A 15,033-nucleotide genomic window follows, 5' to 3' on the forward strand; every position below is an offset into this window, starting at 1 on the left:
TGAGCGCTGTACTAAGGCGCGCGGCCAACCGGCCAGACACGGCCGCCGCCGACCACGTAGACGCGTTCGTCCGGCTGCGGCCGCACCGTGGCGTGGCCGGTGAAGGCGCCGAAGGCGGGCAGGATGGCGCCGCACGGGCCGAACAGGAAGCACGGCAGGCGCAGGCTGTCGGCGCCGGCACCGCGCAGCCGGCACGCCGGGTGCAGGTGGCCGGCCAGCACGTAGCCCAGCGGCGATGCCCCGGGCATGTGGCACAGCGCGAACGGGCCCGCCGCGGCCGGCTCCGTCACTACGCGGATCTGCAGCGAAGCGGGCGGGTCTCCCGCGCGCGCATCATGGTTGCCTCGCACCAGCGTGCAGCGCACCGGCGGAGGCAGGCTGCGGCGCCAGCCGTCCAGCGCCGCCAGCACCGCCGGCGTGCGCGCGGCGCGGGCGTGCAGGAAGTCGCCGAGGAAGACCAGCTCCTCGACGGGCAACTGCCGCGTCAGCTGCGTCAGCAGGCCGAGGTTGTCGCCGGTGGTGCCGTGCGGCACGGGTTGTCCGAGCGCGCGGAATGCCGCGGCCTTGCCGAAGTGCACGTCGGCCACCATCAGCATGCCTGCCGCCGGCCACCACGCCGCATGCTCGGGCAGCAGCCACAGCGTTTCTCCCGCCACCTGAATGGGGCAGGCGCCGTTGGCCTGCAGGGTGCCGGCATCCGGTGTCATAGCAGCGGCAAGGGTCTGGAGGGCTTGCGCGCGCGACGCGGCTTGCGCGGCGTGCGGCCGGACGGACCGGCGTGGTCGGCCATGCCGAAGCGCGCCGCTTCTGCCACGGCGTCGGCCTGCATGCCGGCGGCTTCGCCGGGCTCGGCGCCAGCGGCCAGTTCCAGCTCGGCGAGCATGCGCGCGATGCGGTCGGCCAGCTTCTCGGTGCTGAGCTTCTCGCGCAGGAATTCCACCACCAGCGGGAACGACAGCGGCGTGGGGCGCTTCAGGGCGTGCAGGTCTAGCCTGAGCGTTGCCAGCCGTTCGAGGGTTTCAGCGAGCCGGTGTGCGTCCAGTTCCTGCATCAGCACTTCGCGCTCGGCCTGGCCAAGCAGCAGGTTGCCGGGATCGTGCTTGCGGAAGACCTCGTAGAACAGGCTCGACGACGCCTGCAGCTGCCGCGCGCTCTTGGGCGCGCCCGGATAGCCCTGGAAGATCAGCCCGGCGACGCGCGCGATCTCGCGAAAGCGCCGCAGCGACAGCTCGCCCGCATTGAGGCTGCCGAGCACGTCGGCGGCCAGGTCGCGCCGGCGCTCCTCGGCCAGCACCTGCGGCAGCCAGTGGCCCCAGTCCATCGGCGCTGAGGCGAGCAATTCGAGCCCGTAGTCGTTGACCGCGACCGAGAACGTCGCCGGCACCTTCTGCCCGAGCCGCCATGCCAGCAGGCTGCCCAGCCCGAGGTGCACCGAGCGGCCGGCGAAGGGGTAGAGGAACAGGTGCCAGCCCTCGCGCGAGTGCAGCGACTCGGCCAGCAGCGTCTGGCGCGTGGGCAGCGCCGACCACTGCGCCTGCAGGTCTACCAGCGGCTGGATCAGCGGCAGCTCGGGCGTGGTGCGCGGATCGAGCCGCCCCGCGGCGGCGGCTTCGAGCGTGTCGATCACCGCTTCGGCCAGCTCGGTCGACATCGGCATCTTGCCGCCGTTCCAGCGCGGCACCACCGGGCGCCTGCCGGTGGCGCGGCGCACGTAGGCGGTCATCTCCTGCACGCGCACCAGCTCCAGCAGGCGGCCGCCGAACAGGAAGCAGTCGCCTGGCGCCAGCCGGGCGATAAAGCCTTCCTCCACCGATCCCAGCGAGGCGCCGCCGCTGCCGGCGCGGCTCCAGTAGCGCACCTGCATGGTGGCGTCGCTGACGATGGTGCCCACGCTCATGCGGTGGCGCCGCGCCAGCCCGAGGTCGGGCACGCGCCAGACGCCTTCATCGTCGGGCACCGCGCGGCGGAAATCGGGATAGGCGGACAGCGTGGCGCCGCCCTGGCGCACGAAGTCCAGGCACCACTGCCATTCGGCATCGGTCAGGCCGCGGTAGGCCCAGGCGCCGCGCACCTCGGCCAGCAGCGCCTCGGGCCGGAAGCCGCCGCCCAGCGCCACCGTCACCAGGTGCTGCACCAGCACGTCGAGCGGCTTGTCGGGCGACTCGCGCGCCTCGATCCGGCCCGCCTGCACCGCATGCCGCGCGGCCACGGCTTCCACCAGTTCCAGGCTGTGCGTGGGCACCACCGTCACGCGCGACGCGCGGCCCGGCGCGTGGCCGGAGCGCCCGGCGCGCTGCAGCAGCCGCGCCACGCCCTTGGGCGAGCCGACCTGCAGCACGCGCTCCACCGGCAGGAAGTCGACGCCGAGGTCCAGGCTCGATGTGCAGACCACCGCGCGCAGCTCGCCGTTCTTAAGGCTCAGTTCCACCCACTCGCGCACCGCGCGGTCGAGCGAGCCATGGTGCAGCGCGATCTGTCCTGCCCAGTCGGGGCGCGCATCGAGCAGCGCCTGGTACCACAGCTCGGCCTGCGAGCGGGTGTTGAGGAAGACCAGCGTGGTGCCGCTGTGCCCGAGCTCCTCGACCACGTGCGGCAGCATCGACAGGCCCAGGTGGCCGGCAAACGGGAAGCGGCTGGCATTGCCGGGCAGCAGCGTGTCGATGACGAGGGGCTTGGGGGTGTGGCCGTGCACCAGCACGCGCAGGTCTTCCGGCACGCCGCACAGCAGCACGTCGGCGGCATGCGGCAGGTTGCCGAGCGTGGCCGACAGCCCCCACACCATCAGCGCCGGCTGCCATTGCCGCAGCCGCGCAAGCGCCAGCTGCGCCTGCACGCCGCGCTTGTTGCCGATCAGTTCGTGCCATTCGTCGACCACCACCATGCGCACGCGCCGCAGGGTTTCGTGCGCGTCGGCGCGGGTCAGCATCAGCGTCAGGCTTTCGGGCGTGGTCACCAGCGCGGTCGGCAGGCGGCGTTGCTGCGCGGCACGCTCGGCGCTGCCGGTGTCGCCGGTGCGCAGCGCCACGGTCCAGTCGAGATCGAGTTCCGCCAGCGGCGCCTGCAGCGCGCGCGTGGTGTCGGCGGCGAGCGCGCGCATCGGTGTCAGCCACAGCACCGTCAGCGGCGGCGCGGGCTTGTCGTGCGACAGCGCGGCGCGCGGCGTGCCGAATGCCATCAGCGCGCCCAGCCATGCCGCATAGGTCTTGCCGGTGCCGGTGGTGGCGTGCAGCAGGCCGCTCTGGCCGCGCGCGATCGCGGTCCAGACTTCGCGCTGGAACGCGAACGGCTGCCAGCCGCGCGCATCGAACAGTGCCTGCAGGCCCTGCGCGACGGTCAGCGGCTCGGTGGCGTCCTCCGCCGGCTTGCGCGCGGCGGGGTCATGCCGCATCCTCCCGCGGCGTGGCAGCGCCAGGCAGCATGGCTTCCAGCGTGGCCAGCGTGTCGGCTTCCTCGATGGGCTTGTCGGTGCGCCAGCGCAGCATGCGCGGGAAGCGCACTGCGATGCCGCTCTTGTGGCGGCCGCTGCGGGCAATGCCTTCGAAGCCGAGTTCGAACACCTGCGTCGGCTCGACGCTGCGCACGGGGCCGAATTTCTCGACCGTGGTGCGGCGGATGATGGCGTCGACCGCGCGCATCTCCTGGTCGGTCAGCCCGGAATAGGCCTTGGCGAACGGCACCAGCGCGCGGCCCGGCGTTCCCGGCGGCGCGTTCCACACCGCGAAGGTGAAGTCGGTGTAGAGGCTGGCGCGGCGGCCGTGCCCGCGCTGCGCGTAGATCAGCACCGCATCGACCGAATAGGGATCGATCTTCCATTTCCACCAGACCCCCACGTCCTTGGTGCGGCCGGCGCCATAGGCCGCATCGGCCGCCTTCAGCATGAAGCCTTCCACGCCCAGGTCGCGCGAGGCATCGCGCAGCCGCGCGTAGTGCTCCCAGCTGCCGGCGTCGACCAGCGGGCTCAGTTCCAGCGCGGGGTGGATGTGGCGGGCCACCACCTGCTCCAGCCGCGCGCGGCGTTCCGCCTGCGGCCGCGCGCGCCAGTCCTCGCCCTGCCATTCGAGCAGGTCGTACGCCATCAGGATCGCCGGCGCATCGCGCAGCAGCTTCGCGCCCAGCGTCTTGCGGCCGATGCGCTGCTGCAGCAGCGCGAACGGCTGCACGCGGCCGTCCTGCCAGATCACGATCTCGCCGTCGAGCACGGTGCCGTCGGGCAGCGCCGCCGCGGCGTCGATGATCTCCGGGAAGCGCTCGGTGATCAGGTCCTCGCCGCGCGACCACAGCCAGGTCTGCCCGTCGCGGCACACCAATTGCGCGCGGATGCCGTCCCATTTCCACTCGACCAGCCAGCCGCCAGGCGCGCCGAGCACGTCGCCGAACTGCTCGACGGGCGCCTGCAGCGGATGCGCGAGGAAGAACGGGTAGGGCTGGCCGCCGGCGCGCAACTGGCGGTCGTCATCGCTCTCCGGCGCCAGCAGGGCGAGGAAGCGCGCGGCATCGGGGCGCGCCGACAGGTCGGTGTAGCCGACCATGCGCTCGGCCACGCGCTTGGGCTCGATGCCCGCCACCTCGCCCAGCGCGCGCGTGACCAGCAGGCGCGACACGCCGACCCGGAAGGCGCCGGTGATCAGCTTGAACAGCACCAGCCGGCCTTGCGCGTCCAGCGGCCGCCACAGCGCATCGAGCCGCGGCATCAGGTCTTCCGGCGGCAGGCCGCGCAGCGGCAGCAGGCGCTGTTCGACCCATTCGGCCAGGCCGGCGTGGTCGGCATCCATGGGTTCGGGCAGCAGCAGGGCGATGGTTTCGGCAAGGTCGCCGACGGCCTGGTAGCTCTCCTCGAACAGCCAGTCGGGCAGGCGGGCGGCCTCGCGCGCGAGTTCGCGCAGCACCGACACCGGTACGATCTGCCGCGGCTTGCCGCCGGCCAGGAAGTACACCGCCCACGCCGCGTCCTGCGGCGGGGCGGCGCGCAGGTAGTCGACCAATGCTGCGAGCCGGGCCTTGGTGGAGGTGGTGCCGTCGAGCGCGGCGTAGAGGTCGGCGAAGGCCTTCATGGGGCGGCTTCTTCGTTGCTGGCTTCGCTCACGGCTTCGGCCTGCGCCTCCACGCGCACCGCTTCATCGTCGTCGCCGTACTCGGTCTCGAACGCCTGCGCCTGCCAGCCGCGTTCATTCAGGTAGCGCACCATCACCGGCACATTGCCGTGGGTCACGATGATGCGGCCCGCGCCGGTGGCGCTGATCGCCTGCAGCAGCCCCGGCCAGTCGGCGTGGTCGGACAGCGCAAAGCCGCGATCGACGCCGCGGCGCCGGCGCGTGCCGCGCAGCTGCATCCAGCCGCTGGCAAAGGCATCGGACGCATCGCCGAAGCGCCGCAGCCAGGGCGAGCGCTGCGCCGACGGCGGCGCCACCACCAGCGCCTGCCGCAGCAGCGGGCTGCGCGGCGGCAGTTCGGACGCCAGCGCCATCGGCGGCAGCGCCACGCCGGCGTCGGCATAGGCCGCGTTGAGCGTGGTCAGCGCGCCGTGCACGATCACCGGCCCGGGCAGGCCATCGACGCCGGCATGGTGCAGCAGCCCATGCAGGATGCGCTGCGCCTTGCCGAAGCTGTAGGCGTAGACGATGCTGGCGCGGCCAGCCTGCGCACTGGTGTACCACCAGCGGAAGATCTCCGCCATCAGCGTTGCCTGCGACGGCCAGCGGTAGATCGGCAGGCCGAAGGTGCTTTCGGTGATGAAGGTATCGCACGGCACCGGCTCGAACGGATCGCAGGTGCCGTCGGCCTCCAGCTTGTAGTCGCCGGAGGCCACCCAGACCTGGCCGCCATATTCCAGCCGCACTTGCGCCGAGCCGAGCACGTGCCCGGCCGGATGCAGGCTCAGCGTGACGCCGTGGTGGGTGATGCGTTCGCCGTAGGGCAGGGTGTTCAGGTGGATGCCGGGCAGGCGCGCCAGCAGCACGCCGCGGCCTGGTTCTGAACAGAGGTAGTGCGCATGCCCGAAGCGGGCGTGGTCGGAGTGGGCGTGGGTAATGACGGCGCGCTCGACCGGGCGCCACGGATCGATATGGAAATCGCCGGGCGGGCAATACAACCCTTCGGGCCGGGCGACGACCAGGTCGCCGGGGCGCGCGGGTTCGGACGGAAACGGCCGGGGCTGGTCCAAGCGTGCCTCCTGATGCACTGCGGCCGCCATGCGGCTGCGATGCTCCCGGGGCGGGAGACTTGGGCATCATACTGCGGCGGCATGCGGGGTGAGGAGGCGGCGGGGTCCGGTTTGGGTGTCGGTGGTGGTCCGACAAGGCGTGCAAGATTGATCGCCAACTGATGCGGTGGCGGCGGGGAGTTGGCACCCTATGGGAGCTTCACCTCTGGGCAGTTCATGTTTGATGAATAGATTGCCGTCGCGTCGTCTGTATCGAAATAGATCCCATCATAATGATCGCCCCTGAAATAATGCGAATAAATTATGCGGCGCTTGAATTGACCTCTCAATCTAAAATCTGGCCATGCGCAATATGGGCCGTTCCTTGATATGGTGTCGAGGGAATTCAGTAATCCATCGGTATTTCTCTTGTAATTTACGACGACGTCCCATCCGAGGTAGCGAAATGGCGTATTGCTTTCTGATTCGTAATCATGTTTGTCAATGAAATTTCCGCTATCCTTGTCAAGGACCCGGGTAACTCGTTCTTGTACATAACATTCTCCGCAAGCATAAGACATGTGGCGGGTTTCTATAATTATGTTCGGCTCAGATAAGGGGAAGGGATAGATTGATATCGCGCATGCACCGCCCGCGATACAGGCCATTGCGCAAAAAAACCGAAGCATTTTTATTTTTGGGATTTTCATTGTGTCAACCATTTTTCGTCTATTGCACCTTTTTGTTTTGTTAGTTTTATTAGTCGGCCGCCCTTGAAAATCGCTCGGCTGCCGTGCCTTTAGTCCTGTCTTGGTTTGTCGTCAGCGTCAATTCCGGGGACGGCGTTCGTCGTGTGGCCGATTACGGACGACTTGATCTTTCCCGCCTCTTTCAGTCGTCTCGAGAAATCTGCTGCAATATTGTCTTCGTCTTTTGGATTGGCGGACGTCTGGCATCCCTGGAACTCGATTTTCGCCTCGTTGGTGAAATTTGAAAATTGAATTTTCGAAAGATCGGGGCGCGAAAGAGATGCATTGTGGACAGCGTAGCGGTACCAGCGAAAATTGTTAAAACCTCCATTATTTTCCTCGCGCACGGATACCATATAGAGGTGATCCGGGCCGCCATGCGTAAATACGTCCAGTGATCGAATGCTGTTGACCTTTTGCTTGTTTATCGTCGCAATGAATTCCTGTGCGGAATCGATTTGCACATCAATGATTTCCAGTGTATTGTTATCGGATTGCTTGTAATCCTTTGTCACTTCGCGCTTGGCTCTTTCGAATGTATGGTTGTCACTTGTTGCATAGGCCCCGCCCCACAACAAAAGACGTACCTTGCGGGCTAGCGCATGAACGGAGCCCTTTTTGGTATTGGTTTTGGCAGTATGGGTCATACGTTACATCCGTGGCTCGGCATCGTCACCAGTATAAATCGTCAGCGTTTCAGCCTTTGCTGTCATGATGCGTTGGCAGAAACCGTCTTCGTCGGTGTGGCCGCTGTAGCTGGTCCCGTCCGACACATCAATGACATAAGCGACGCCAGCCAAGGGTTTCTGTGTAATTTCATCTACCAGGTGCACTTGTTCGTCATAATCGGCCGAGGCAGGCTGAGCCGGTTTTGACGAGGCCAGTGGCGAGGCCTCTGGCCGAAGTAATGCCTGCCGACCACTCCGGTTTACTTCGATGACGAAATCGCTGCGTGAGTGAGTGACGATCGGGTTGATAGCGCATTTGCAGTGGACACGCGCTCCTGTTACTAATACCTGCTTGCCATCAATATCGAAGGCCGGGTAGCAGCCGTTCATGACCGGCCCGCCAGCCTTGCAGGCGGGGCATGTTGCGTGATCGCCTTCTACACCTACGATTGCGTCACGGTGGAATACACTGCGGCCTGTCGCGATAAGCACGCCGTTCGTACTGGTCTTGTCTCCGTTTCGGAGCGCGCAGCGATTGTCGACCATAACTGCCCCTTGTATGCGAACAGGGTAATAAGCGGGAGCGCATCGTTGCTCCTTGAGTCGGTTTTTTTGCTGAGTAACTAATGAATCCGGATTGGCAACGGAACTCAATCGGAAAAATCAGAATTTGCAGCGACATCTAAAAAAGCCGCAGACTCGGCAGCACGCTATGGCGCCTTCTGTCGTACTGCTAGATTGTGTGTTGCGCGTGGCAATGGGTCGTGCGCGATGCAACGCACGCTACGAGTTATCCCTGCGAGGGGTATGCCAGTCCGGCTCGTGTGGGAAGTTTGTACCGTACGATTAGTGCTTGCTTCAGCGCCTTAGAAATACGATCACAAGGACATCGCATCGCCGGTGCTAGTGAACGCGAGAATGTGATGCCTGCTGCGCTGGTTGCGTATGCCTCGCGCGAGTGGGGGTCTCGGAGTGAGATGCCCAACCGGGAAGCGGGCCGGAGACTCTTCGGCGGTATGAATGAGGGACCAGGCACGTCCAAGCGGCTCAAGAACATGGTCTTGACCTGATCCCTGCAAGAAAGGAATGAGTTAGCAGCGGTCCCTTTGGATGGAAGCAACCGGCATCATCGGTGCTGTGGCCGCTTCAAAACACATCATCCTTCCAGTGATACCAGTGATACAGCGCCCGCTGCCCCATCCGGCGGAACGGCGCGAACATCCGCGACTCCGCCATCTCGAGCACGTTCGGGAACGGCAGCGGCGAGCGGAAGATCGGCAGCTGCGGCAGCGACGACTCCTTGCCGGCGATCAGCGTCGCCAGCCGCTTGCCCGCCTGCGCGGAGTACATCACGCCATTGCCGCCATACCCCATCGCGTAGTAGATCGATTGCGACGGGTCCGGCTGCGTGATACGCGGCATCATGTCGTGGCTGACATCGACCCAGCCCCACCACGAGTAGTCGATCTGGATGCCGCGCAGCGCCGGGAACTTGCGGTACATGTCGGCGATCAGCTTCTGCTTGTACTGGTCCTGCGGCGCGTCGTTGCCGGTGATGGCGCTGCGGCTGCCGATCTGCAGCCGGCCGTCGGGCATCAGCCGGTAGTAGTGGCGCAGGATGCGCGTGTCGGTGATGACCTGCGTGGTGCGGAAGTTACACGCGGCAATTTCGTCGGGGGTCAGCGGGCGCGTGACGATCGAGTTTGACAGGATCGGAAACAGCCGGTTCTTGAGCTGGCGGTGCAGCGACTGCGAGGTGTAGCCGCCAGTGGCCACGCCCACGGCGCGGGCGCGCACGATGCCGCCGGGAGTGCGCAGGTAGTGGACGCCGTTGCGCGTTTCCCAGCCGGTCACGGGGCTGGACGGATGCACCTTGGCGCCCAGCTCGCGCGCGCGGCGCAGGTAGCCGAAAGCCAGCTTGCCGGCGTGGATGCCGATGCCCTCGGGCTCGTGCATGGCGCCCGCGGCTTCCTTGTCGTCGACGTATTCGCGCCGCACGGTGCTGGCATCGAGGATGCGCGCGTCGTAGTTGAAGACTTCCCGCAGGATTTTTGCTTCCTTTTCCAGCCCGGGCATCACCTTGTCGCGGTGCGCGATATACAGGTGGCCGCCCGGCTGCGGATCGCAGTCGATGTCCTTGATCAGCCCCTTGAAGGTCTCCATGCCGTCGCAGACCTCTTCATGCAGGCGCAGCGCGGTGTCCAGCCCATAGCGCTGGATCCACTGCGAACGCTTGAGGCGCCCCGACGCGCATTGCGCCTGGCCGCCGTTGCGCGTGCTGCAGCCCCAGCTGACGCGGTTGGCTTCGAGCACGGTGGCCTTGATGCCGTACTGCTGCGCCAGGAAGATCGCGCAGGTCAGGCCGGTGAAGCCCGAGCCGATGATGGCCACGTCGACGTCGATGTCATGGGTGATCGGGCCGTCGTCGGCGGGCGGCGTGCCGGCGGTGCCGATCCAGTAGGTGGGCGCGTACTCGCGGCCCTGTCCGGGGGTGGGGGTATGCAGCGGGTCGTAGGCGGGGTCGTACGGACGCGACGGCGCGGTCGTGTGCTCGCCGCCCAGGGAACTGCGGGGGACTACGGCTTCCATGGCGCGTCTCCTGCGTTCAGGCTTGCGCTGCCACTACGGGCGCAACCACGGGCGGGCGGTCCTTGCGGTAGGCGTTCTTCACGGCGATCTTGCCGTCGCGGAAGGTGAAGACGTCGACCATGCGCGCCTCGATGCGGGCGCCGTCGGCGCGGGTGCCTTTGAAGGTGGATTCGCTGACGCCGCGGTCGCCCACGACAAAGTGATCGCCATCGACCCATTGCGCGTCGGGGAAGGTCTGCCAGGCGAGCTGGAAGCCTTCGCGCACGGCGTCGCGGCCGATAAAGCTGCGGCCGAGCAGTTCGCTGCCGGCCACGCCGTGGAAGGCGCAGTCATCGGCCATGAAGCCCATCAGGGCGTCGAGGTCATGGCGGTTCCAGGCGTCATTGAAGGCTTGCAGCAGTTCGATGCCGGCGGCGGTGTTGCGATCGGACATGTCTTGGTCTCCTGAGTGTTGTCCACCGGTCCGCGCAAGAAGGCGCTGCGGTAACCGGCCATGACTCGAGGATAGGGAAGCCGGCCGCGGCGCTGTAGCGCCAGTTCGCGACAATCGCTTGGGCCAGCCTTTCGCGCGCCCGTTCAGGCGGCCGGGCGGGCGCGGGAAGTGGCGGCGGCGTCCGCTACAGCCGCACCTGCCGCGCCGGGGGTGGCCTGCAGTTCACGCGCGACACCCGCCAGCACGCGGATGCCGGGCTCGATCCGGTCCAGCGAGATCGAGGAGTAGCCCAGCCGGAACACGTTGCGAGGCGCCGGCTCCTCCATGAAGAAGACGCTGCCGGGCTCGATCAGCACGCCCTGCAGCTCGGCAAGGCGCGCGAGCGCGTTGGCGTCGAGCCAGGGCGGCCCTTCGATCCAGCAGGACGCGCCGCCGGCGATCGGCACCGGACGGAAATCGGGCATATGCGTGGCCAGCGCCGCCAGCACCGCCTCGGCGCGCTCGCGGTGCGCCGCCGACAGGCGCCGCAGGTGCGCGTCGTAGTGGCCCAGCGACAGGAACAGCGAGAACGCGCGCTGGATATACGCCGAAGGGTGCCGCAGCATCAACCGCCGCGCGGCGCGCAGCTCGGCGATCAGCGGCGCTGGCCCGACCACATAGCCGATGCGCAGCCCCGGCGCCAGGCTCTTGGACAGGCTGCCGACGTAGATCACGCGGTTGCTGCGGTCCAGGCTCTTGAGCGTGGGCGTGGGGTCGCCCTCGAAGCGGCTCTCGCTTTCGTAGTCGTCCTCGATCAGCACGAAGTCCGCTTCCTCGGCCTGGCGCAGCAGCGCCTGCCGGCGCGCCAGCGGCATGGTCACGGTGGTGGGGCACTGGTGGCTGGGCGTGACATAGACGTAGTCACACGCGCGCTGCGCGTCGGACAGCACCAGTCCGTCGCCATCGACCGCCAGCGGTACCAGGTGCGAGGTATGCGAGCCGAAGATATTGCGCGCATCCGGATAGCCGGGATCTTCGATGCCGACCGGCGTATCGGGGCTGACCAGCAGGTCGGCCAGCAGGTACAGCGCCTGCTGCGCGCCCACGGTGACCACGATCTCGTCGGCGCCGGCCCAGACGCCGCGGCGCGGCAGCACGCGGGTGCGGATCTGCTGCACCAGCGACTCGTCGTCGCGCAGGATCATGTCCTGGGCCCAGTCGTGGATGTCGAGCACGCTGAGCGCCTTCAGGCAGCATTCGCGCCAGTCGGCAGTGGGGAACAGCGTGGGGTCGTACTGGCCGTAGATGAACGGGTACGGGTAGTCGCGCCAGTTGGCGCGCTTGACGATATTGCGCTGCTGCGTGGGGCGGAACACGAAGCGCCGCTCCCAGTCGGGTTCGCCGCCGCGCGCCGGCACCGGCTCGCCGCGCAGCGAGGCTACGCCGCTGACGCGCGTGCCAAGGATCCCGGGATTGACGAAATAGCCGCTGCGTTCGCGCGCCACCAGGTAGCCTTCATCGACCAGCTGCTGGTACGCCAGCACCACGGTGTTGCGCGCCACGCGCAGCTGCGCGGACAGCTCGCGGCTGCTCGGCAGCGGTTCGCCCTGCGGCAGCTGCTCGTCGAGGATCGCCGACACCAGCATCTGGCGGATCTTGCCCTGCAGGCTCAGTCCGGACAGGGCGTGCTGCTGGAACAGCTGGAACCACATGGTGGCGGGAGACTTGAGGCTCATGGTGCGGGGGCAATAACAACGACACTGCAAACGACACAGCGCGCCAGCTTACTGCACTGGCGCGCCGCGTGGCACATCAATACTTGTGAAGATCGGGCCTTGGCATCTCGGCCAGCGGGACTACCGGCTCCGCGCCACGGCGAAACAGTTGCCGCGCACCGTAGGCAATCAGCAGGATCAGCAGGCTGATGACCCCCAGCGCAAGCGGCGTGCGCTGGTCGGGGATAAAGGCCATGGCGATCACGATGCCCAGCATGCCCAGGATCGCGACATAGGTGAGATACGGGAAGCACCACATGCGCACGCGCAGCAGGCCCGGCGCCTCGCGTTCCAGCCGCGAGCGCAGGCGCAGCTGCGAGATCGCGATCAGGATGTAGACGAAGATGGCGACGGTGCCGTACGAGTTGACCAGGAAGGCGAACACCGTATCGGGCGAGACATAGGACATCACCACCGCGCCGTAGCCGAACAGCGTGGCCACCAGGATGGCGCGCACCGGCACGCCGTTGCGGCTGACGCGGGCCAGCGACTGCGGCGCATCGCCGCGGCGGGTCAGCGCGAACAGCATGCGCGACGAAGCGTACAGGCCGGAGTTGAGCGCCGACAGCACCGCGGTCAGCACGATCGCGTTCATGATCTGCGCGGCGGCGGGAACGCCCATCACGTTCAGCGCGCTGACGTACGGCGTGGCGATGCTGTTGGAGTTCCACGGCACCAGGCATACCACTAGCAGGATCGAGCCGACATAGAACACCAGCACGCGCGTGATCACCGAGCTGGTGGCCTTGGCCACGGCCTTCTGCGGCTCGGCGGTCTCGGCGGCGGCGATGGTGACGATCTCGGCGCCGAAGTAGAAGCCGGTGGCCGCGACCGCGCCGGTCAGCACCGGCACGATGCCGTTCGGCATGAAGCCGCCGTTGGCGGTCAGGTTGGCCACCTGCATGCCGTGGGCGCCGGGAGCGAGACCCAGCACGTACACGCCGGCGACGAACAGGAACACGATGATTGCCGCGACCTTGATCGAGGCGAACCAGAATTCGAACTCGCCGAACGACTTGACCGACACCAGGTTGGTCAGCGTCAGCATCACCAGCAGCACCAGGCTGATGATCCAGTTGGGCACGTCCGGCAGCCAGTAGCGCACCAGGTCGGCGCCGGCGACGGCTTCGAGCGCCACCACAATGACCCAGAAATACCAGTACATCCAGCCGGTCAGGAAGCCGGCAAGGTTGCCCACCCTGGGGCGGTCGCGCCAGGCTTCGCGCGCATACTCGTAGAAGCCGCCGGTGCCGGGCAGCGCGCACGCCATCTCGCCCAGCATGCGCATGACCAGCACGACCAGCAGGCCGGTGATCAGGAAGGAAAGGACCGCGCCGGGGCCGGCCGACTTGATGACGACGCCGCTGCCGACAAAAAGGCCGGCGCCGATCACGCCGCCAAGCGCGATCATGGTCATGTGGCGTTGCTTGAGGCCGTGGGATAGTCCGTTGCCGGACTCGGGTTGTTGGATCATGGTGTGTCTCCTGTGCTGCGCGTGCTGCCGGTGCTACTTGCAGCCAGACCAGCGTTTTTGGCAGGCGCCACGGCTTCTCTTCTGTATAGGTGGCGGCGCGGGAAACGCCAGCCGGGGCCGTGGTCGGTTCAGTGTTTGCAATCCCGGGTACGGGATGCTTATCCGTCCATGTCGACTAGTCTCCGGTGTCTACTTAAAAATCCGGAACCAGTTGTTCCGAAAACTTATTGTTTCACCGGAATGTAGGCCCTCCTCGGCGGAAGGTCAACCAGAAGTTTCGATAATTGATATGATTTGACTCTGAAAATGAAACTTACCTATGATGGAGCCAGGCATGAACGATATGCGCCTCGCCAAAAGTGACGCCAGGCCCGACGGAGACACGCCGGCACTGCGTTTGTTCGGCCTGCTCGAAGTCATCGCGGAGAAGGACCAGTCCTTCAACCTGCAGGCGCTGGTGGAAGAAACCGGCCTGCCCAAGCCCACGCTGCACCGCATGCTGCAGCAGCTCGAGGCGGCGGGGCTGATCCAGCGCAACGGCGACGGGCGGCAATACGGCACCGGCCTGCGGCTGCGCCGGCTGGCGGAGAACCTGTTGCTCAACAGCACCTCGCACGGCGCGCGCCACATGGTGCTGCGGCGGCTGGTGGAAGAGGTGGGCGAGAGCTGCAACCTGACCGCGTTCTCGGGCGGCGAGGTGCTGTACCTGGACCGCGTGGAAACCGCGGCGCCGCTGCGCTTCTACCTGCATCCGGGTTCGCGCGTGCCGGCGCACTGCTCCGCCACCGGCAAGCTGTTCCTGGCGCAGCTGGCGCCGGCGCAGCGGCAGCGGCTGCTGGCGCATGCGGAGCTGGAGCGGTACACGCAGAACACGCTGACCGACCACGCAAAGCTGGAAGCGGAACTGGAGCGCGTGAAGCGCGACGGCTACGCGCTGGATGACGAGGAGTTCCTGCCCGGCCTTATCTGCATCGGCGTGCTGGTGCCGGCCGTGGACGGCGGCAAGTCGAACCTCGGGCTCGCGCTGCAGGCCCCGGTGATGCGCGTGGCGCGCGACAAGGTGGTGCAGCTGCTGCCGGCGCTGCAGCGCGCGGCCAGCGCGCTGGCGGCAATCGAGGCTGAAAGCGCCACCAGCTGGCAGGGCGGCGCGGAGGGCGCGGAAAGCGCCGAAGAGGACGAATAGCGCGCACGGCGTCACGCGGGGTTGCTCCGCTGGTCGCGGTGCCG

11 protein-coding genes are annotated in these 15,033 nt (G+C 67.1%); 1 reads left to right on the plus strand and 10 read right to left on the minus strand.

Annotated features, from left to right (window positions below):
• Nucleotides 1–11: 11 nt before the first annotated feature.
• The 10 genes from pdeM to ACAD63_RS24945 all read right to left on the minus strand — a co-directional run bounded on the left by pdeM (nucleotide 12) and on the right by ACAD63_RS24945 (nucleotide 13,806).
• Nucleotides 12–707 carry a ligase-associated DNA damage response endonuclease PdeM gene (gene pdeM, locus ACAD63_RS24900; RefSeq protein ID WP_434034500.1) on the minus strand — a complete coding sequence of 232 codons (696 nt, stop codon included), beginning with the start codon at nucleotides 705–707 and terminating at the stop codon, nucleotides 12–14.
• Nucleotides 704–3,388: a ligase-associated DNA damage response DEXH box helicase gene (locus ACAD63_RS24905; protein WP_434034501.1), complete on the minus strand. Its 2,685-nt coding sequence runs from the start codon at nucleotides 3,386–3,388 to the stop codon at nucleotides 704–706. The genes pdeM and ACAD63_RS24905 overlap by 4 nt, the downstream gene beginning before the upstream one ends.
• The gene (locus tag ACAD63_RS24910) at nucleotides 3,378–5,051 is read right to left on the minus strand and encodes an ATP-dependent DNA ligase (protein WP_434034502.1); all 1,674 of its coding nucleotides are present in this window, start codon (nucleotides 5,049–5,051) and stop codon (nucleotides 3,378–3,380) included. Before ACAD63_RS24910 ends, ACAD63_RS24905 begins: the two co-directional genes overlap by 11 nt.
• Nucleotides 5,048–6,190 carry a ligase-associated DNA damage response exonuclease gene (locus ACAD63_RS24915; RefSeq protein ID WP_434034503.1) on the minus strand — a complete coding sequence of 381 codons (1,143 nt, stop codon included), beginning with the start codon at nucleotides 6,188–6,190 and terminating at the stop codon, nucleotides 5,048–5,050. Before ACAD63_RS24915 ends, ACAD63_RS24910 begins: the two co-directional genes overlap by 4 nt.
• A gap of 748 nt (nucleotides 6,191–6,938) precedes the next feature.
• Nucleotides 6,939–7,535 carry a hypothetical protein gene (locus tag ACAD63_RS24920; protein ID WP_434034504.1) on the minus strand — a complete coding sequence of 199 codons (597 nt, stop codon included), beginning with the start codon at nucleotides 7,533–7,535 and terminating at the stop codon, nucleotides 6,939–6,941.
• Nucleotides 7,536–7,538: 3 nt separating this feature from the next.
• Complete coding sequence (locus tag ACAD63_RS24925; protein WP_434034505.1) at nucleotides 7,539–8,102, minus strand: PAAR domain-containing protein; 564 nt, start codon at nucleotides 8,100–8,102, stop codon at nucleotides 7,539–7,541.
• Between the two features lie 600 nt (nucleotides 8,103–8,702).
• Entirely contained in the window at nucleotides 8,703–10,145 is a 1,443-nt protein-coding gene (locus tag ACAD63_RS24930) for an NAD(P)/FAD-dependent oxidoreductase (RefSeq protein WP_195427054.1), read from the minus strand.
• Between the two features lie 16 nt (nucleotides 10,146–10,161).
• Nucleotides 10,162–10,578: a nuclear transport factor 2 family protein gene (locus tag ACAD63_RS24935; RefSeq protein WP_133094306.1), complete on the minus strand. Its 417-nt coding sequence runs from the start codon at nucleotides 10,576–10,578 to the stop codon at nucleotides 10,162–10,164.
• 143 nt (nucleotides 10,579–10,721) lie between these two features.
• Nucleotides 10,722–12,293 (minus strand): PLP-dependent aminotransferase family protein, encoded by a 1,572-nt coding sequence (locus ACAD63_RS24940; RefSeq protein ID WP_434034506.1) that lies wholly within the window; start codon nucleotides 12,291–12,293, stop codon nucleotides 10,722–10,724.
• Nucleotides 12,294–12,369: 76 nt separating this feature from the next.
• Nucleotides 12,370–13,806, minus strand: a complete 1,437-nt coding sequence (locus tag ACAD63_RS24945; protein ID WP_135702966.1) for an amino acid permease — start codon at nucleotides 13,804–13,806, stop codon at nucleotides 12,370–12,372.
• 334 nt (nucleotides 13,807–14,140) lie between these two features.
• Between ACAD63_RS24945 and ACAD63_RS24950 the strand changes: the two genes are divergently transcribed.
• Nucleotides 14,141–14,989, plus strand: a complete 849-nt coding sequence (locus ACAD63_RS24950; RefSeq protein WP_434034507.1) for an IclR family transcriptional regulator — start codon at nucleotides 14,141–14,143, stop codon at nucleotides 14,987–14,989.
• Nucleotides 14,990–15,033: the final 44 nt, after the last annotated feature.

Source organism: Cupriavidus sp. a3 (genome assembly GCF_051015765.1).
Taxonomy (GTDB): domain Bacteria; phylum Pseudomonadota; class Gammaproteobacteria; order Burkholderiales; family Burkholderiaceae; genus Cupriavidus; species Cupriavidus oxalaticus_A.

What these genes read in the sequence shown, in the direction of transcription:
- ACAD63_RS24930 (WP_195427054.1), bottom strand. Translation starts at nt 10,145, where the DNA reads ATGGAAGCCGTAGTCCCCCGCAGTTCCCTGGGCGGCGAGCACACGACC.
- ACAD63_RS24915 (WP_434034503.1), bottom strand. Translation starts at nt 6,190, where the DNA reads ATGGCGGCCGCAGTGCATCAGGAGGCACGCTTGGACCAGCCCCGGCCG.
- ACAD63_RS24925 (WP_434034505.1), bottom strand. Translation starts at nt 8,102, where the DNA reads ATGGTCGACAATCGCTGCGCGCTCCGAAACGGAGACAAGACCAGTACG.
- ACAD63_RS24910 (WP_434034502.1), bottom strand. Translation starts at nt 5,051, where the DNA reads ATGAAGGCCTTCGCCGACCTCTACGCCGCGCTCGACGGCACCACCTCC.
- ACAD63_RS24905 (WP_434034501.1), bottom strand. Translation starts at nt 3,388, where the DNA reads ATGCGGCATGACCCCGCCGCGCGCAAGCCGGCGGAGGACGCCACCGAG.
- ACAD63_RS24920 (WP_434034504.1), bottom strand. Translation starts at nt 7,535, where the DNA reads ATGACCCATACTGCCAAAACCAATACCAAAAAGGGCTCCGTTCATGCG.
- pdeM (WP_434034500.1), bottom strand. Translation starts at nt 707, where the DNA reads ATGACACCGGATGCCGGCACCCTGCAGGCCAACGGCGCCTGCCCCATT.
- ACAD63_RS24940 (WP_434034506.1), bottom strand. Translation starts at nt 12,293, where the DNA reads ATGAGCCTCAAGTCTCCCGCCACCATGTGGTTCCAGCTGTTCCAGCAG.
- ACAD63_RS24945 (WP_135702966.1), bottom strand. Translation starts at nt 13,806, where the DNA reads ATGATCCAACAACCCGAGTCCGGCAACGGACTATCCCACGGCCTCAAG.
- ACAD63_RS24950 (WP_434034507.1), top strand. Translation starts at nt 14,141, where the DNA reads ATGAACGATATGCGCCTCGCCAAAAGTGACGCCAGGCCCGACGGAGAC.
- ACAD63_RS24935 (WP_133094306.1), bottom strand. Translation starts at nt 10,578, where the DNA reads ATGTCCGATCGCAACACCGCCGCCGGCATCGAACTGCTGCAAGCCTTC.